The organism is Streptomyces sp. TLI_185 (assembly GCF_003814765.1).
In the GTDB taxonomy this organism is placed as follows: Bacteria; Actinomycetota; Actinomycetes; order Streptomycetales; family Streptomycetaceae; genus Streptomyces.
This window is the reverse complement of the sequence record NZ_RKRB01000001.1, coordinates 5,373,457-5,389,499: the sequence shown is the minus strand read 5'-3', so window position 1 is coordinate 5,389,499 and position 16,043 is coordinate 5,373,457. Positions and strand designations below refer to the sequence as shown.

17 protein-coding genes, 3 pseudogenes and 1 riboswitch are annotated in these 16,043 nt (G+C 70.1%); of the genes and pseudogenes, 8 read left to right on the top strand and 12 right to left on the bottom strand.

Features of this window, described 5'->3' with window-relative positions; genetic code table 11:
* Positions 1–32: 32 nt before the first annotated feature.
* Positions 33–302, bottom strand: a pseudogene (locus EDD92_RS51310) (TetR/AcrR family transcriptional regulator); the annotation flags it as partial.
* A 2-nt stretch (positions 303–304) separates the two neighbouring features.
* Between EDD92_RS51310 and EDD92_RS24825 the strand changes: the two are divergent.
* Together EDD92_RS24825 and EDD92_RS24820 are read left to right on the top strand one after the other, a co-directional pair.
* Positions 305–616 (top strand): annotated as a pseudogene (locus tag EDD92_RS24825) (cytochrome P450); the annotation flags it as partial.
* Positions 617–708: 92 nt separating this feature from the next.
* Positions 709–1,905: an acyltransferase gene (locus tag EDD92_RS24820; RefSeq protein ID WP_260326725.1), complete on the top strand. Its 1,197-nt coding sequence runs from the start codon at positions 709–711 to the stop codon at positions 1,903–1,905.
* 9 nt (positions 1,906–1,914) lie between these two features.
* Here EDD92_RS24820 and EDD92_RS24815 read toward each other — a convergent pair whose 3' ends face one another.
* The gene (locus EDD92_RS24815; RefSeq protein ID WP_123966335.1) at positions 1,915–2,589 is read right to left on the bottom strand and encodes a nucleotidyl transferase AbiEii/AbiGii toxin family protein; all 675 of its coding nucleotides are present in this window, start codon (positions 2,587–2,589) and stop codon (positions 1,915–1,917) included.
* An 83-nt stretch (positions 2,590–2,672) separates the two neighbouring features.
* Between EDD92_RS24815 and EDD92_RS24810 the strand changes: the two genes are divergently transcribed.
* A complete protein-coding gene (locus EDD92_RS24810) occupies positions 2,673–3,083 on the top strand; it encodes a hypothetical protein (protein WP_123966334.1) in 411 nt (136 codons plus the stop codon).
* 42 nt (positions 3,084–3,125) lie between these two features.
* Here the strand turns inward: EDD92_RS24810 and EDD92_RS24805 are convergent, their stop codons facing one another.
* The 4 genes and pseudogenes from EDD92_RS24805 to EDD92_RS51300 all read right to left on the bottom strand — a co-directional run.
* A complete protein-coding gene (locus tag EDD92_RS24805) occupies positions 3,126–5,093 on the bottom strand; it encodes a YncE family protein (RefSeq protein WP_123966333.1) in 1,968 nt (655 codons plus the stop codon).
* Between the two features lie 189 nt (positions 5,094–5,282).
* A complete protein-coding gene (locus EDD92_RS24800) occupies positions 5,283–5,690 on the bottom strand; it encodes a luciferase family protein (protein ID WP_123966332.1) in 408 nt (135 codons plus the stop codon).
* Positions 5,691–5,773: 83 nt separating this feature from the next.
* Positions 5,774–5,944 (bottom strand): GrpB family protein, encoded by a 171-nt coding sequence (locus tag EDD92_RS51305; protein ID WP_260327330.1) that lies wholly within the window; start codon positions 5,942–5,944, stop codon positions 5,774–5,776.
* Between the two features lie 97 nt (positions 5,945–6,041).
* Positions 6,042–6,194, bottom strand: a pseudogene (locus EDD92_RS51300) (GrpB family protein); the annotation flags it as partial.
* 164 nt (positions 6,195–6,358) lie between these two features.
* Here EDD92_RS51300 and EDD92_RS24790 point away from each other — a divergent pair.
* Positions 6,359–6,727 (top strand): DUF6479 family protein, encoded by a 369-nt coding sequence (locus tag EDD92_RS24790; protein WP_123966331.1) that lies wholly within the window; start codon positions 6,359–6,361, stop codon positions 6,725–6,727.
* 34 nt (positions 6,728–6,761) lie between these two features.
* On the opposite strand, the gene EDD92_RS24785 is transcribed toward EDD92_RS24790, so the two are convergent.
* Positions 6,762–7,445 (bottom strand): DUF6445 family protein, encoded by a 684-nt coding sequence (locus EDD92_RS24785; protein ID WP_123966330.1) that lies wholly within the window; start codon positions 7,443–7,445, stop codon positions 6,762–6,764.
* A gap of 245 nt (positions 7,446–7,690) precedes the next feature.
* Here EDD92_RS24785 and EDD92_RS24780 point away from each other — a divergent pair, with 245 nt between their 5' ends.
* Together EDD92_RS24780 and EDD92_RS24775 are read left to right on the top strand one after the other, a co-directional pair.
* Complete coding sequence (locus EDD92_RS24780; RefSeq protein WP_123966329.1) at positions 7,691–8,425, top strand: DUF4142 domain-containing protein; 735 nt, start codon at positions 7,691–7,693, stop codon at positions 8,423–8,425.
* A 303-nt stretch (positions 8,426–8,728) separates the two neighbouring features.
* Positions 8,729–9,658, top strand: coding sequence for an LAETG motif-containing sortase-dependent surface protein (locus EDD92_RS24775; RefSeq protein ID WP_123966328.1), 930 nt, complete (start codon positions 8,729–8,731; stop codon positions 9,656–9,658).
* Positions 9,659–9,731: 73 nt separating this feature from the next.
* Here the strand turns inward: EDD92_RS24775 and EDD92_RS24770 are convergent, their stop codons facing one another.
* Positions 9,732–10,091 carry a metalloregulator ArsR/SmtB family transcription factor gene (locus EDD92_RS24770; RefSeq protein WP_123966327.1) on the bottom strand — a complete coding sequence of 120 codons (360 nt, stop codon included), beginning with the start codon at positions 10,089–10,091 and terminating at the stop codon, positions 9,732–9,734.
* Between the two features lie 80 nt (positions 10,092–10,171).
* A riboswitch (cobalamin riboswitch) is annotated at positions 10,172–10,361 on the top strand.
* A 27-nt stretch (positions 10,362–10,388) separates the two neighbouring features.
* Here EDD92_RS24770 and EDD92_RS24765 point away from each other — a divergent pair.
* Positions 10,389–11,444, top strand: a complete 1,056-nt coding sequence (locus tag EDD92_RS24765) for a HoxN/HupN/NixA family nickel/cobalt transporter (protein WP_123966326.1) — start codon at positions 10,389–10,391, stop codon at positions 11,442–11,444.
* 144 nt (positions 11,445–11,588) lie between these two features.
* Here EDD92_RS24765 and EDD92_RS24760 read toward each other — a convergent pair whose 3' ends face one another.
* Both EDD92_RS24760 and thrS read right to left on the bottom strand, forming a co-directional pair.
* Complete coding sequence (locus EDD92_RS24760) at positions 11,589–12,554, bottom strand: nucleoside hydrolase (RefSeq protein ID WP_123966325.1); 966 nt, start codon at positions 12,552–12,554, stop codon at positions 11,589–11,591.
* Positions 12,555–12,614: 60 nt separating this feature from the next.
* Positions 12,615–13,835, bottom strand: coding sequence for a threonine--tRNA ligase (gene thrS / locus EDD92_RS24755; protein ID WP_123966324.1), 1,221 nt, complete (start codon positions 13,833–13,835; stop codon positions 12,615–12,617).
* A 291-nt stretch (positions 13,836–14,126) separates the two neighbouring features.
* Between thrS and EDD92_RS24750 the strand changes: the two genes are divergently transcribed.
* A complete protein-coding gene (locus EDD92_RS24750; RefSeq protein WP_123966323.1) occupies positions 14,127–14,936 on the top strand; it encodes a hypothetical protein in 810 nt (269 codons plus the stop codon).
* Positions 14,937–14,979: 43 nt separating this feature from the next.
* Here the strand turns inward: EDD92_RS24750 and EDD92_RS24745 are convergent, their stop codons facing one another.
* Both EDD92_RS24745 and EDD92_RS24740 read right to left on the bottom strand, forming a co-directional pair.
* Entirely contained in the window at positions 14,980–15,258 is a 279-nt protein-coding gene (locus EDD92_RS24745) for a ribosomal protein L7/L12 (protein ID WP_123966322.1), read from the bottom strand.
* 33 nt (positions 15,259–15,291) lie between these two features.
* Complete coding sequence (locus tag EDD92_RS24740; RefSeq protein WP_311736778.1) at positions 15,292–15,996, bottom strand: GAF and ANTAR domain-containing protein; 705 nt, start codon at positions 15,994–15,996, stop codon at positions 15,292–15,294.
* Positions 15,997–16,043 lie beyond the last annotated feature (47 nt).

The window sequence follows — 16,043 nt, the reverse complement described above, 5'->3', positions numbered from 1 at the left end:
ACCGCCACATCGACATGCCTGGCGACGGGCCTTCACTCGTCCTTCACCTGCCGCGCGGGCGCACGATGCGGCCCCAACTCCCGTAGTACGTCGGCGAGCTGCGCGGACGTGAGCGCGTCGTTCGGGAGGGACTTCGGCGCCGGGCGCAGGCCGTCGAGGAGCAGGGCGAGGGGGCGGCGCCAGGTGTCCGGTGCGGTGGCGGCGGTCAGGGCCGGGACGGCGCGGCCCAGCGCGGCCGGCTCGAACAGGACGTCCTCCGTGGTGACATCCGAGCGGATCGCGCCCTCCTCGCGCCCGCGGGTCGGCGGGCACCCACATCGCGGCCGGCGAAACCGTCCAGGTCTCCCTCGCCGCAGCCTCCCGCGACCCGCGCCACTTCCCCGACCCCGACCACTTCGACCTCACCCGCCAGCCACAGGGCCACCTGGGCTTCGGCCACGGCCTGCACCACTGCCTCGGCGCCCCACTGGCCCGAGCGGAGGCTGCCATCGCCCTGCGGCTGCTCATACGGGAGCGCCGGGAGATGACCTTCGCCACCGACCCGGCGCGACTGAGGTGGCGGAGTGGCACGCTGCTGCGGGAACCGGCCGAACTACCGGTTCACTTCGGCCGATGAGAGGCAGCTGAACCTCGTGGCTCCATGCGACGTACGAGTCGCTGTGTGGCGCCGTCCCGGGCCGCAGAAAAGATCACCGACATGGTTGCCACGTGCTTCGACACGGCACCGAGAGGAAGGGCCGAACAATTTTATTGGAATCGAGCCGTCCCGACAGCAGTAATCCTGATGTGGCCGTCCTGGTACGGCCGTTGGACGGTACGGGGGAAGTAAACGCAGGCAGTCATGTGCCGGGGCTTGACGGGCTCCGCGGTCTGGCTGCGCTGTACGTGGTTCTGTTTCACTGCTGGCTGCTTGCCTTTCCGGGGTTTCCCAGGAATTCGGGTCCGTCCTGGCTGGGCTGGCTGATGTACGGACGTCTCGCCGTCGTCTTCTTTCTCGTACTGTCCGGTTTCTCGCTGGCCCTCTCGCCCGCGCGCAACAGCTGGCGTCAAGGCGGCGTTGCCCGGTTTCTGCGGCGGCGTGCCTGGCGCATCCTTCCGCCGTACTGGGCGGCGCTCGTACTGAGCGTGGCAGTCGCCCATTTCGTGGTGCGGGCCTCCCATCATGGGCCACCGAATTACAGAACGGTCGTCGTGTACGGCCTGGTGCTCCAGGACATGTTCCCGGCCCGCACGCCGAACGGTGCGTTCTGGTCGATCGCCGTGGAGGCGGAGCTCTATCTCCTCTTCCCGCTGCTGCTGCTTGTCCGGCGGCGGCTGGGGGCGGCCGTCCTGGTCACCGGTGTGACACTGCTGGTGGTCGCACGCGGCCTGCTGGCGGGAAACGCGTCTCCGGTCGAAGGCGACAACTGGCTGGCCCCGAATCTCGCGCCCGTGTTCGTCGCCGGTCTGACAGCCGCGGGGGTCATTGTTGCGCGGGAGAGGGTCCGGCGGATGCCCTGGCACTGGCTCGCCGCTCTGGCGATGGTTCCGGTCCTGTCACTCATCGCCGTCAAGGGATCGGCCTGGACGGTGCATCACTACTTCTGGGTGGATCTCGCCGTCGCCCCCGCCATGGCGATGTTCCTTGCGGCGATCGCCACCGGGCGCCCGGTCTTTCTGCTGCGACTCCTTGCCACCCGGCCCCTGCGCAGCCTCGGCAACTTCTCGTACAGCCTCTATCTCATCCATCTGCCGATCGTCATGGTCGTGGTGCGGAAAATTGCCCCGGATTACGTATCGGCGGGGCTGCCCACGTTCTGTTTCACGGTGGTTGTGGGGCTGCCGGCTTCGGTTCTGTCGGCATGGCTGTTCGCGGAGATCTTTGAGATGCCCTTCAAACGGAAACGGAACTGGCGGGCCGCGTGACCTCGCGGCTCACTCGTCCTCCGGCGGCTCCCCTTCCAGGAGCCGTTCCGCGATGTCGTCGGCCCATACCTGGGCCCACTGGCGGAGTTCCGCGATCGCCCCCGCGTCGAGTCCGTAGGCGGCGAACTCGCTGTCGTCCATCAGGTCGGCGCCGGACAGACGCGCCTGAAGGTCGGTGAGGTCGAAGGTGTCCCGGGCGTGGCGGCGGCCGAGTTCTTCGAGTTCTGGGTGGGTCCAGCGGTCCGCGGCGGCTCGGACGTCGACGAGGTCTCGGGGGAGGCCGCGGTCGGCCAGGGCCCAGACCCTGGTACCGACGACGTCCTCGAGGGAGAGGGCCGGGCCGTACTCGGTCTGCACCGGCGGCCGCCACATGACCTCCTTGAGAACATCCACTTCGCACTCGTCGCCGCTGTCCGGGTCGGTGACGATCAGCTGGGCGGAGAGAGGATCCGTCTCCACCACCCTTACCTGCCAGCCGCGATCCTCCAGCCCTGTCCGCACGGTGGCACCGATCTGCTCCATGCCCTCGGGGTTCTCGGTGGCGACGTCGAGGTCCCGGCTGAGGTGCTCGACCAGGCCGTGCGCCTGCGCGGCGCAGTCGCCCGTGAGGACGAGCGGGTAGGCACTGCCCACGGCAAGCACGTCGGTCAGGATGCGACGCTGCAGGTCGGTCAGTGCGGCCATGTCCGGATTATTGCTCGTGGGAGCCGAGCTCAGGCGCGATCAACAGCCGGACCGGGCAGCGTGTTGTCGCTAGGGTGATCCCCATGCGATGGGGGGATCGTCCGATATGGGTCCGGTGCGTGGCGGGGGCGTACGTCATCGGCTTCCTGGAAGGGGCCGGAGCGCACGCGTACTTCCTGGCGACGGGCGGGCTGCATACCTACGGCTACGCGCCGATGCCCGTCCAGCTGCTGTTCCACGCGCTGTTGCTGCTGGATCCGCTCGTAGCCCTGCTGATCGTCCGGGCCCGCCCGAGTGGCGCGCTGCTCGCTGCCGCGGTCATGCTGCTGGATCTGGCCGGCAACTGGGACGGCACATGGCACGCCGTCCTGGCGGATCCGGCGGCTTATCTGCGTCCCGCCGGGCTGTTGCCCATCACCGTGTTCGGCATTTTCGTCGTGTTCAGCGCGCTTCCGCTGCGTCGAGGACTGGCGAACGCCAGAAGCGCCGGGTGATGGCGATCGCCACCGGCCCGACGCTCCTCACGCATCCATCGGCTAGTTGGAGAAGTACAGGTACTTCCAGTCGCTGTATGTATTCGAGTTGACGTTGTCGCCCGACGAGTTGTTGATGTACGCCGCTCGGACGCGGGCCTTGATGCCGGACTCGCCCGGGGCGCCCAGGCTCACCGCGGACTTGCCGTTCGAGGCGAGGGCGAAGTACTGGGGGCTGCCGTCGGTCGCGTACCACTTGCCGTTGTAGTAGACCTCGAGCTCGAGGCGCTGCTTGCGGCCCGGGTAGTACGTCATGGTCGTCGTGACGACCGGCGAGGTGTTCTTGTGGAACCAGTAGTACGTGTGCGAGCCGATCGCGGCCTTCTTGTAGTTCTTGGTGACGGCCGTGGAGACCTTCACCCTGGCGTAGCCCGTGGACTTGACCGTCTTGGGTGCGTAACGGGCGTCGCCCTTGAAGACCGCCGTGACGTCGGTGTCGCGGGTCATGTCGACGGTCGCGGAGATGTTGCCGCTGGAGTCGACCGTGCCGGTCTTCAGCAGCTTGTTGGGCTTGTCGCCGCCGTAGGGGTTGGCCCAGATCTCCACCGTGCGGTTCTTGTACGTCGTACCGAGGTGGGCGGTGAACTTCACGTCGGCGCCGTACGAGTACACCTTGCCGTTGTTGTTCAGGCTCAGCGTGGTCGCGGTGCGGGAGACCGCGACCTTGTCGCTCGCGCTGACCGCCGAGTGGTCGGTGTCGCCCGCGTAGGTCGCCTTGTAGGTGACCGTGCCGCCGGCCGGCGGGGTGTCGTTGAAGGAGTACGTGCCGTCCGCCTTGACCGTGACGGCGGGCAGCGCCTTGCCGTTCGGGGAGTCCAGGTCGGTCCGGGTGACCTGCAGCTGCACACCGGCCGGCAACGCGACCGACGCCGAGATCCTGCCGGTGACGGTGAGCAGCTTGGCGCGGGTCGCCGTCGAGGGGGCGTTGAGCGTGAGGGTGGGGTTGTTCAGCGTCGGGCCGCTGAGCACCTTGAGGTTGTAGCCGCCGCTCTCGACGCCCGTGCCCACCAGCGCGAAGACCTTGGTGAGGTCCGGGGCCCAGGTGAGGGCGGCCGTGCGGGAGGTGCCGAGGTCGTACGTGTGCAGCGGCAGCGTGGCGCCCGGCTTGTACGTGAGGACCTTGCCGCCGTTGACCTGGGCGAGCACGCCGTTCGGGGCGACGTCGGCGAACTGGCCGTCCGGGTAGGAGCCGGCCGCCTTGAACTTGCCGTCCGCGTAGGCGTCCCGGTCCTTGCCGTTGACCAGCACCTGCGTGCCGCCCGGGACCAGGTCGATGTCCCCGATGCCGTTGTTCAGCGTGTAGTCGCCGTTGTGGTAGGCGACCAGTGCGGGCTTGCCGCTCGACACGTCGAGCACGGCCATCGAGTCCGTGGACAGGCCGGTCTCGCCGACGGCGAGGATGCCCGGCTGGCTCGGGTCGGTGTCCAGCAGGCCCTGGCCCCAGATGCCGGACCCGGTGCCCTCGGTCGGGAACTGCGTCAGCGTCACCGGGTCGGTGCCGCTCGCCGGGTCCACCGTCGGGTCGACCGAGCCGAGGTCGCCGTCCCACTGGTCGCCGTACGTGAACCACACCTTGCCGCCGCTGAAGGCGACGTGGCGCGGGCCGTAGCTGGTGGAGACCGTGTAGCGGGTCCTGACGTCGAGGGTGGCCGCGTCGATGGCCCAGATCTCGTGGATCTGCGGAGCGGCCGCATAGACCGTGGCCCCGTCGTCCGACACCGCGAGGTCGCTGACCCCGGTCACGCCGCCCACCGAACCGAGGACGGCACCGGAGTAGTCGGTGACCGCGACGGTCCCGGCGGAGCTGTCGCCGAGGAACACCCGCTTCAGGGGGCCGTCCGCGACGATGCCGCCGGGCGAGGTGACATGGGCCGTTGCCGCCGAGGCGGTGCCCGCCGCGACGACGCTCAGCGCCGCCGAGCTGAAGAGGACCGCAAGCGCTGTCGCGGTCGAGATGCTGCGCGTACGCACAGTGTTGAAACCCCCACAGGAAAACCCGGTGTGTGACCGGGGAGATGAGTGCGCCGCGCAGCACCCGGACATGACCGCTCTACGGCGGTGACGCGCGGGGCGCGGCTGCCGGGAGCAGCGTATGACATGTCTGTGACAGTTGTGGAGGGGGTTTCCGGTGTGTGGACTTCCGGTGCAGGCGCCCTGCTCTCAGCTCTCTTCGGCGCCGTCGGTGTCGTCGGTGTCGTCGCGCGGCAGCACCGTCACCCGGTGAAAGTTGCACACGGCCGGCGCCGGGAGCCCCTGGTGGGCGGAGTGGGCCTTCAGGGCGACGCTGACCAGGCTGAGCAGCAGGTCGACGTCGGCGTCGCAGTCGAGATGGACCGTGACCCAGCGGGAGCCCGGCACCAGACGGATGGCGGTCGACTCCGCGAAGTCGTAGTGGAGCCGCTGGATCGCGCGGGTGGTGAGGTGCAGGTCCACGTCCCGGTCGGAGTGGAAGTGCACGATCTCGTCGCGTACGGAACGCAGTGCGCGGCCCGTGCCGCAGCCGGCCTCGCACGGGCTGAGGTCGGGCCACGCGGCCAGCTGGTCCATGGCTCTCTGGGCCGGTGTCATGCGCCCATGGTGCGGCGCTCACCGCACGGACACCAGGGCTTGAGCGATCCGTAACCCGCGGGAGACCTACCTCACTTCGGCCCCTATTCCCACCCGGGTTCCGGCGGCAGGCCGCGTTCCGCTCGGGCCCGGTCGGTCAGCTCCTGCACGAGCGCCGTCTTCGCGCGTGAGTAGTCCCGGGCCGGGGTGCCGGCTGCCACGAGGGCCCGTTTGAGTCCGGCGTAGCGGGCCGCCTCCTCGGGGTGGGCGCGCAGGTGGTCCCGCAGGATGCGCTGGTTGCGGTGGGCCGCGGCTGTCCTGCGTCACCACGTGCAGGATGTGGCTGCGGACGCCGGCGTCGCCGCGGACGTACAGGAACCGGTCGGTCATTCCGTTGTCGTGGGGGCGGAAGCCGAGGGCGGCGAGCACCGGCTCGTGGGGGCCGACGTCGGCCAGGGCCGGTACGGCGACCATGAGGTCGATGACGGGTTTGGCCACGAGGCCCGGGACGGCGGTGGAGCCCATGTGTTCCAGCGCGACGAACAGCCCGGGCTGACGCCCTGCGGGGCAGTCCGGGTCGTAGTCGACCACGCGCACCGTCTGCACCTTATGCGCAACCCTGGGAGCGCCTCTGACCTGCGGAAATACCGAACACTCCGCAATCGCTCCCTTTCGGCGATAATTGGGGCATGAGTACTGCGACGTTTGTTGTTGCGGCCACGTCGAGTGAGGTACTCAACGTGATCGCCGCCTTTGTCGGTGGCCTGATCATCGCTGGTGCACTGATCTGGGCCGTGCAGTTCGGCATGAAGGTCCGGGACCGCGAACTGCCGCGGCCCAACCCGGACGAACAGCCCCATCTCCCCGACGGCGGACCCGTCTGGGAGATGCGCGAGATGCGGGAACCCGACGAGGTTCCGCACGCGGAGGGCAAGGAACGGCTCATGCCCTACGAGCTCCACCCATCCGGAACGAAGACAGGGAAGGACCAGCACCGCCGGCGCTGGCTGCCCGGCTCCAGCGGCTCCTTCGGCAGCGGTGGCGTGGGGCACATCTGAGGCCCCGCACCAGCTCCGGAGCCGCGCACCCCCTCTACGCCATCCAGAAGAACACCGCCGTCATGCGCTTCTCCTCCAGCGTCCTGCCAGAGTAGCCCGTCGCGCTGTGGACCAGGTTGGCGTTGTAGAGCAGCAGGCGGTTGTACTTGTGCGGGACCCGCACGTCCTCCTCGAAGTGGTCCCCCGGGACGAACCGCGTACCGAGGGCCTCGACGAGGTTGTTGTGCGGGGCCTGCACGACGTTGCCGCCGAGTCGGCCACCGGGCAGGGACTGGCGGTAGAAGGCGGTTCCGCAGTCCTTGCCGACGCCGGGGTTGAGGTACAGCACCGCCGCATAGCGGCACAGCGCACGGGAGTCGGTGTGCGGGCGCGGCTCGCTCTCGCCCTCGCCGACGACCTGGATGCAGTTGTGGTTGAGGGTGCCGCCGCCCGGGGCTTGCTGCACCCACAGTTCCTTCGCGCCGGTCGACTTCTTCACCAGGCGCTCGACGCGGGCGAGTTCGGCGGGCTCAAGGCCCGGCATGGTGCGCAGACCCGGCCAGGTCTCCGAGGTGTACGGGTATCCCTCGACCCAGTCGTCCTTGGCGAGACAGCGCTCTCGTACGGCGTCCACGTCGGGCAGGACGTCGTCGATGACCCAGTAGTCGCGGCCCTTGGTGGGCTTGCGGTAGGGGAGGACGGGAAGGGCGGCTGGGGCTTTCCGGGGCTGTGGGGGCATGGGGCGAATTTAGGTCCGGTGTTTGCCTTGTCTCTCCCGTGGAATGGTCAACATTCCGTCAACCGGCCGGGGATCACGAGCCGTTACCTGCCTCACACCCGCAGGTTTTTACCAAACCAAAAGGTTCCGCGCCGGAACCTCATCCGTACTCCCCTCCGTCGACCCCCCCGCCGTCCGCCGGCGGGACCCCCGACCGGACAGGAGGCACGGTGCGCTTTTCGCGGAATGCGACGGGAACTCTCTTCGTGGGCGGGGCTCTCAGCCTGACCCTGGCCGCGCTCGCCTATCCCGCGATGCTCGGAGTCAACACCGTGTCGAGCTCAGGGGACCGCGTCATCGCGCAGACCCAGTGGGGGCCGCTGACGGAGTCCGACCGGGACTTCGTGGTCAAGGTGCGCGCGGCCGGGCTGTGGGAGTACCCCGTGGGCCAGATGGGCCTGAAGAAGGGGCAGAGCAAGGCGGTGATCACCGCGAGCAAGCACCTCATCGACGGGCACGCCGCACTGGACGCCAGCTGCCGCAAGATCAGCACGATGCTGAACATCACGATCCCCAACGTGGCCAGCCCCCAGCAGGTCGGCTTCGTCAACACGCTCGCCGCGGACCAGGGCAAGCAGTTCGACACGGACTTCGCCAACATCCTGCGTGTGACGCACGGTTCGATCTTCAACACGATCGCGAAGATCCGCTCGACGACCAAGAACACCGTGGTGCGGGCCCTGGCCGACCAGGCCAACGCGACGGTCCTGGACCACATCACGGTCATGGAGCAGACCGGTCTGGTCAACTTCGACCAGGTCCTCTTCCAGCAGACGACCCCGCCGAAACTGCCCTCCAGTGACCTGACGCCGCCGCCGCCGGCCGCGGGCCAGCCGGAGATCGTCCTCACCCCGCCGGTGGACAGCACCACCCAGCCGCCGGTCCTGCCGGGCGAGGCCTCGACCGGCCAGAACGCCGCCCCGAGCCCGACCGTGAGGTGAGATCCGGGCGGCTCCGCGGTAGTGGAACCGTCTGTTGCATCTGTGGCGAAATTGTAATAGACGATTGAACCACCCGTCGGTTACCGCAGGTTGACAGCGTTCCGCCAGGAGATCCACGATGTGATCGCACTGTGGCGCATGTGACCAATGGGCCCGGTGTTCCTCAGACCATTCACCCCCGGTGCGGCCGGGCGCGGCCTGCTGCCCTGCGCCGCCGCGCCGGGAACTGCACACGCCAAGATGGGGATCTGCATGTCCATAGCCAGACGCTGGGGGTCCAGGGGGCCCGCGGCGGAGCCGTTGATGTCACAGCCCCCGGGAAAACGCAGTACCGCGCGACGCCTCCTGGGAACGGGCGCCGTGTCGCTCGCCCTGTGCGCCGCCACCGTCGCCGCGGCCTCGGGCGCCTGGGCCACCGGTACACCCGGCGGTGACGGCTGGAAGCACGCCGACGGCTACCAGCCGGGGACCGGTGCCGGCACCAAGACGGAGACGGACCGCTGCCAGTTCTCGCTGGACGGCACCAGCTTCTTCGACTCGGTCAAGGTCGACGACCAGACCCTGAAGCCCACCGACGACGGCAAGATCCACGTCAAGGTCCGTACCGCGGGCGATGCCACGACCTGCACGGCCTCCCTGGCCTCCTACCTCGCCCACGGCCCGTCCTTCGCCACCTCCGGCGAGCAGGTCTTCGTCGACTTCGACTCGGTGACGGTCAAGCAGGGCCAGACCGACTCCCTCGACATCGCGGTGCCGGACGCGGGCTGCTTCGCGCAGGTCGACCTCTACCGGGGCGCCGTGAAGTTCGACGGCAGACTGGACGCCAAGGACGGCTTCGAGCACGGCGATCTGCCCAAGGGCCCCGACCACCCGGTCATCAAGGACAAGCTGATCGCGTCCTGGAACGGCGGCACGAAGGACTGCACGAGCACCGAGTCGCAGCCGCCGTCCACCCCGCCGGCCTCGACCCCGGCGTCCGGGCAGCCCTCGACCCCGGCCGAGGAGAGCCCCACCCCGACCCCGAGCGCCTCCGAACCGACGCCGGGCGGGTCCGACACCCCGGTCGCCTCCGCGTCGACGACCGTCCCCGCGGTCTCACCGAGCGGCGGGGACCTGGCTCAGACCGGCGGCGGCAGCAACTCCGGCATCATCGCCGGCGGCGCCGCGGCCCTCCTGGCCGCCGGCGGTGCGATCGTCGTCGTGACGAAGCGCCGCCGCGGGTCCCACTCCTGATCCACTCCCGAGATACGAACGCCCCGGAGACCCCCGCTCCGGGGCGTTCGTCATGCCGAGGGGGTCACGCGACTCAGCTCCCGTCCGCCCCACAGTGCTTGAGCAGCAGCCGTACGTCCTCGTCGACGACCCGGTAACGCACGACCCGCCCCTCCTTCTCCCCGGCCACGACCCCGGCGGCCCGCAGCAGCCGCAACGCCTGGGAGACGGCAGGGTCGTTCATGCCGGTCGCGATCGCCAGGTCGGACACGGCCAGCGGGCCGGTGCGGTGCAGGGCGAGCAGCAGGGCGAGCCGCTTGGGGTCGGCGAGCAGGGAGAAGCGGCCGGCCCAGGTGCGGACGTGCTCGGCGTCGCCGATGGCCTCGATGGCCTCGCACACCCGGTGGCCGTCGATCGTGCGGCGGTCTGCGCGGTCGGCCGGGACGAGATGCATACGGCCATCCTCGCAGGCACCCCTATGTGATCTTCAATACCTGCGCAGGTATGCAGCTATGCAGGGGAGTGCCCACGGCCCTACGGTGGGCGGGCCGTGGTGTTCGGGAAGTCGGTGCCATGCCGACGCGGCCCTCGCCACTGTGATCGGGGAGTTAGTCGCCCATGTCCCGCAAAGGACAGCCACTGGCCGCAGCAACGCGGCCGGGAAGGCGGGTGGCGGACGCATGACCCGTAAGCCAGGAGACCGGCCACGGCATCTCACGAAGTGATCCACGAGGTGCTGGAGCGTGACCGCATGACCCTGCCCGGGACATCCCTGCCCGAGCCGAGGACCGCCTCCTTCCGCTGGCGGCGCGAGGACACCGTGAAGACGGCGGGGCTGATGGCCGTGATCGCCGCCCTGCACGTCGTCGCCTTCGGCATCCTCTTCCTCCTGGTCGTGCCCGGGCACTACGAGGTCGGCAACAAGGCCTTCGGACTCGGCCTCGGCATCACCGCCTACACCCTGGGCATGCGGCACGCCTTCGACGCCGACCACATCGCCGCGATCGACAACACCACCCGCAAGCTGATGGCCGACGGCAAGCGGCCGGTGTCGGTGGGGTTCTGGTTCGCGCTCGGGCACTCCAGCGTGGTGGTCGTACTGGCGGCGATGATCGCGGGCGGCACCCAGCTCGCCGACAAGGTCATGAACGAGCACTCCCGCACCCACCAGGTGCTCGGATTCATGGGTACGACGATCTCGGCCACGTTCCTCTATCTCGTCGCCGCGCTCAACCTGGTCGCCCTCGTCGGCATCCTGCGCGTCTTCCGGGCGATGCGGGCGGGGACGTACGACGAGAAGGAGCTCGAACAGCATCTGAACGCGCGGGGGTTCATGAACCGGATCCTCGGCCGCCTGACCAGGTCCATCTCCCGCCCCGGCCAGATGTTCCCGCTCGGCTTCCTCTTCGGCCTGGGCTTCGACACGGCGACCGAGGTCACGCTGATGGTGATGGCGGGCTCCGGCGCGGCGGCCGGGCTGCCCTGGTACGCGATCCTGTGCCTTCCGCTGCTCTTCGCGGCCGGCATGAGCCTGTTCGACACGCTGGACGGCACCTTCATGAACTTCGCCTACCAGTGGGCCTTCTCGAACCCGGTGCGCAAGGTGTTCTACAACCTCACCATCACCGGACTGTCCATCGCCGTCGCCTTCTTCATCGCCACGATGGAACTCTTCGGCCTCGACCTGGCCAACGTCGGCTACATCATCGTCGGCCTGTTCGTGGTCGTGTGGGTGGCGGCGGTGTCGTACTGGAAGGCGGCGAAGGTGGAGCAGCGGTGGGCGGCTTCGGCCGCCGAGGCGGACTAAGCAGGCCTGGCGAAGTCCGCTCCGGTTCGGCCGCGCCCCAAAGGGGCGCGGGGCTGGGTCGACATGCGGCTTCGCCGCGGGGCGCGACCAGCGAAGGCGCCGCAGACGACACGACAGACGGCCCATCGTGCCCTCAGCGGAGCGCTAACGCTCCACGGTCTCCAAGTACAGCTTCACGAACCGGTCCACGTCCACGTCCAACGCCACGTCCACCAGCGGCTGTTGCCGCACACCCTCGTGGATCTCGGACTCCCCGGGGCGCGGGCGGCGGTCGACGACCGTCTGGCCGCGGGTCGGGCCGGGGGCGAGGGAGACCTCGACGGGGAGCAGGCCGGTGGTGATGCCGGCCGGGTCGACGACCGCGCAGACCGCGCCCGCGTCACCGAGGCCGCCGGCCTCCTCCGCCTCGGGGGCCTCGCCCTGGTGCGCCGGACGGTGGGCGAGGAGTTCCCCGGCCAGCCGGGTGCCGGGCTCGGTGCTCGCGCGCAGCCGGTGCACATCGGCGCTGGGGACGACGACCTGAGTGAAGACGTCCAGGCCGTACATCGTGATCGGCACGCCGGCGGTGAGCAGGACGGCGGCCGCCTCCGGGTCGTGCCAGACATTGAACTCGGCGACCGCCGTGGCGTTCCCGGTGGCCACCGCGCCGCCCATGAACACGATCCGCTCGATGTTGCGGGTGACTTCGGGGTGGGTGCGCAGCAGCAGGGCGATGTTGGTCAGGGGCGCGGTGGGGACGAGGGTGACCGGGCGCGGGGAGGCGAGGATCTCGCGGCGCAGCAGGGTGACCGCGTCCACCTCGGCGGGGGTGCGGGCGGGCGCGGGCAGGCCGAGGTCGCCCATGCCGTCGGAGCCGTGCACATGCCGCGCCGAGCGCGCCGGCTCGATCAGCGGGCGCTCGGCTCCCCGGCCGACGGGGATGTCGGGGGCGCCGGCCTGCTCCAGCACGGTGAGGGTGTTGCGGACGACGCCGTCCACGTCCGTGTTCCCGGCGACGCAGGTGACCGCGCGCAGGTCGATCCCCGGGTGGCGTACGGCGAACAGCAGGGCCAGGGCGTCGTCGACACCCGTGTCGCAGTCGATGATCACCGGGATGGGCTGACCGGTCACGGCCGGGCTCCTCTCACTACGACGACACAGGTCTTCACGGCACGGGCTACGACAGCGACCTTACGCAGCCGCCCACAGTTCGGCGCCACGGGTGTCGACGCACGCCCCGATCCGCTCCAGCAGCCGTTCCACCGGTACGGCCCCCGGACGCCGCCCGTCCCGCAGCCGTACGGCCGCCAGGTCGCCTTCGGCCTCCCGTTCGCCGATCACCGCCTGGTACGGCACCAGGCGCGCCGCCCGGATGCGGGCACCGAGGCTGCCCTGCTCGGGCCCGGCGAACTCGGCGCGCAGCCCGCGTGCCACGGCTCGTCGTACGACGTCGTGCGCCTGCTGCTCCTGGGCCCGGGACACCGGCAGCACCACGAGCTGGACGGGTGCGACCCAGGCGGGGAAGGCCCCGCCGTGCTCCTCGATCATCTGCGCCACCGCCCGCTCCACGCTGCCGATGATGCTCCGGTGGACCATGACCGGCCGGTGTTTCGCCCCGTCGGCGCCGATGTAGTGCAGATCGAAGCGTTCGGGCTGGTGGAAGTCGATCTGGATGGTGGAGAGGGTGGCCTCCCGGCCGGCGGAGTCGACGACCTGGACGTCGATCTTGGGCCCGTAGAAGGCGGCCTCGCCCGCCGCCGCCTCGTACTCGACACCGGCGCCCGCCAGCACCTCCTCCAGCAGCCCGGTGGCCCGTTTCCACAGCGCCGGGTCGGCGACGTACTTGCCGCCCTCCCCCGGCAGGGACAGCCGGTGCCGGGAGGCGCGGATGCCGAGGTCGGCGTAGGCGCGGCCGATCAGTTCGAGGGCTCCCCGCGCCTCCTCCACCGCCTGCTCCAGGGTGCAGAAGATATGGGCGTCGTTGAGCTGGATGGACCGTACGCGGGTCAGCCCGCCGAGCACCCCGGACATCTCGGATCGGTACATGCCGCCCAACTCCGCGATACGGAGCGGCAGTTCGCGGTAGCTGTGGGACCGGGACCGGTAGATGAGGGCGTGATGGGGGCAGAGGCTGGGCCGCAGGACGACCTGTTCGCCGCCCAGCTCCATCGGCGGGAACATGTCGTCGCTGTAGTGGGACCAGTGCCCCGAGATCTCGTACAGCTCGCGCTTGCCGAGGACGGGCGAGTACACGTGCCGGTAGCCGGCCGCGCGTTCCTGGTCGCGGATGTACTCCTCCAGGGCGTGCCGCACGATCGCGCCGTCGGGCAGCCAGTACGGCAGCCCCGCGCCCATCAGCGGATCGGTGTCGAACAGCTCCAGCTCACGGCCGAGCCGGCGGTGGTCGTACATGGTCTCTCTCCTCGCGACGGGGGAGGGCGAGCGACCCACGACGAAGCCCCGGGGCGCTCGCCCCGGGGCTTCGGACATCCAGTCCATGGATCAGCGCGCCGGGACACTCTCCGGCGTCGTCGTGAGGAACGACTGGGCGCGCTGCATGGGAGGACGGTAACGCGGGGGCGGGGACGGGGCCACGGGTTTTCGCGCGGACCGTAACCCGGACGGCCCGGCGCGCTGGTGGGGTGTCGTGCGCGGTGGTCCCTTGGAGACGTAACCGATCTTGAGGTGGCCAGGAGGCGTCCGATGACCCGCACCCCGACCCGAGTCCTCGTCGTCGCCGCGATGTCCGCGGGGGCTCTGGTGAGCGTGAGTGCGTGCGGCCTCATCGTGGGCGTGGGCCCGGAGCCGGACGCGGGGCCGAAGGAGCAGACGCCCGCGGCCTCGCACAGCGCCGCGCACAGTGCGAAGCCGTCCGCCACGGCCCCCGCCGCGTCCCCGCCCCTCACCGAGGCGCAGGCTCAGGCCGCACTGCTGACCCAGGCGGACCTGGGCGCGCCGTGGGCGCCCACGCAGGGGGCCGCGACCTGGCGGGACGGGGTGCTCAAGGCACATGCGGACATGCCCGAGTGCCGCAAGCTCCTCGACGCGCTGTACACGGACGACCTGTTCGGTGCGGACGCCACCGGGACCCGGGTCGTGACCGGGCTCGACGACGCCATGGACCAGGCGCAGCTGCGGTACCAGGTGCTGTCGTTGCGGCCCGCCGACGTGGACCGGACGCTGACCTGGATGAAGACCCTGCCGAAGAGCTGCGCCAGGTTCACGGCGGTGACCGGGCGCGGCGCCCTCCAGAACGTCCGGGTCGACGAGACCGTACTGCCGGTGGTCGGAGACGACCGGCAGGGGCTGCGGGTCACGTTCACCGGCGCGACGGCGACCGGCGAACAGACCCTGCTCACCCTCGACGTCGCCGTGGTCCGCGTCGGCGAGGACACGATCGCCCTCACCCACGGCGGCCCGGGGGACGTGTCCGCCGACGCCACGAAGGCCTTCGTGCAGGTGGGTGCGCAGCGGCTGGCCGACATCAGGAAGCAGCCGCGGCTCCGCGTCTGACCGAGGTCCACCCGATGACCAGTGCCCAACCGGTGACCGAGGCCTAAGCGAGCTTCTCCACGGCCTCCTTGGCCTCCTTCAGGCCCGCCCCGGTCGCCTCCCGGTACACCTTGATCGCCTGGATCTTCTTGCCGTCCCGCACCAGTGCGTTCACCTCGTCCGACCACGGTTCGGGCTCGGTGAGATCCAAGTGGCCGAGGATCAGGTCGAGTTTGTGCTCGATCCGGGCCACCCGTCTGTCCGTGCGGGAGATCCGGTTCTCGATGCTGCCGATACCGAAGAGCACCAGCAGGACGAGCAGGGAGAAACCCAGTATGTCCATGCCGTGATCATAGGGATCCGGTCCCACGGTCGCTCAGTCGTCGCCCAGCCTCTCCCGGTGCGAGACCACGTCGTGCGCCACCTCGAGGGCGGTGCGGCCCTGCGCGAAGGCGCGGGCGCGCAGCCGGGTCGACGCCTCGTCGGTGTCGACCCCGAGCTGCGCCATGACCATGCCGATGGCCTGGTAGACCTCGTCGTGTTCGGTGGCCAGACCGCCCAGCCAGGCCTCCTCGCCGGCGCCGCCCTCCTCCCGCGGCAGGGTCGTGAGGGCCAGCGTCATGACGGCGGCCAGCAGCTGTGCACGGCGCAGCTCGTCCTCGGTCAGTTCGCCCCGGGTGTCGCGGTAGAGGTCGAGGGTGCCCACCGTCAGGCCGTCGTCGCTGCCCAGCGGCATCGAGTACACGGCCTGGACGCCCACGGCCGTCGCCTGCCGGGCGAACAGCGGCCAGCGGTGCATGTCCCGGCCGGCGGACAGGTCGCAGGCCAGCACCGGGGCGCCGGCCCGGTAGGCGTTCAGCCACGGGCCGTCGCCGAGAGTGGTCTGGAGCTCCGCGAGATACGAGGCCATGGAGTTGCTCGCGGCGAGCCGGAGGGACATTCCGCTGCTGCGCAGCGACACACTCGCGCCGACGACCGGCAGCAGCTTCACCGCCGCCGCACACAACCGGGCAGGTGTCTCCCCGGGCCGGGCATCGCGCACCACCTCGGCGATCACGTCGATGGCCCTTACTGCGTCCACGGCCATCGCCTCCTCCGATCGCAGCGTGGCCTGCATCCGGGGACGCT

What these genes read in the sequence shown, in the direction of transcription:
- EDD92_RS24770 (WP_123966327.1), bottom strand. Translation starts at nt 10,091, where the DNA reads ATGCATCTCGTCCCGGCCGACCGCGCAGACCGCCGCACGATCGACGGC.
- EDD92_RS24750 (WP_123966323.1), top strand. Translation starts at nt 14,127, where the DNA reads ATGACCCGCACCCCGACCCGAGTCCTCGTCGTCGCCGCGATGTCCGCG.
- EDD92_RS24765 (WP_123966326.1), top strand. Translation starts at nt 10,389, where the DNA reads ATGACCCTGCCCGGGACATCCCTGCCCGAGCCGAGGACCGCCTCCTTC.
- EDD92_RS24790 (WP_123966331.1), top strand. Translation starts at nt 6,359, where the DNA reads ATGAGTACTGCGACGTTTGTTGTTGCGGCCACGTCGAGTGAGGTACTC.
- EDD92_RS24785 (WP_123966330.1), bottom strand. Translation starts at nt 7,445, where the DNA reads ATGCCCCCACAGCCCCGGAAAGCCCCAGCCGCCCTTCCCGTCCTCCCC.
- EDD92_RS24745 (WP_123966322.1), bottom strand. Translation starts at nt 15,258, where the DNA reads ATGGACATACTGGGTTTCTCCCTGCTCGTCCTGCTGGTGCTCTTCGGT.
- EDD92_RS24800 (WP_123966332.1), bottom strand. Translation starts at nt 5,690, where the DNA reads ATGACACCGGCCCAGAGAGCCATGGACCAGCTGGCCGCGTGGCCCGAC.
- thrS (WP_123966324.1), bottom strand. Translation starts at nt 13,835, where the DNA reads ATGTACGACCACCGCCGGCTCGGCCGTGAGCTGGAGCTGTTCGACACC.
- EDD92_RS24775 (WP_123966328.1), top strand. Translation starts at nt 8,729, where the DNA reads ATGTCACAGCCCCCGGGAAAACGCAGTACCGCGCGACGCCTCCTGGGA.
- EDD92_RS24815 (WP_123966335.1), bottom strand. Translation starts at nt 2,589, where the DNA reads ATGGCCGCACTGACCGACCTGCAGCGTCGCATCCTGACCGACGTGCTT.
- EDD92_RS24810 (WP_123966334.1), top strand. Translation starts at nt 2,673, where the DNA reads ATGCGATGGGGGGATCGTCCGATATGGGTCCGGTGCGTGGCGGGGGCG.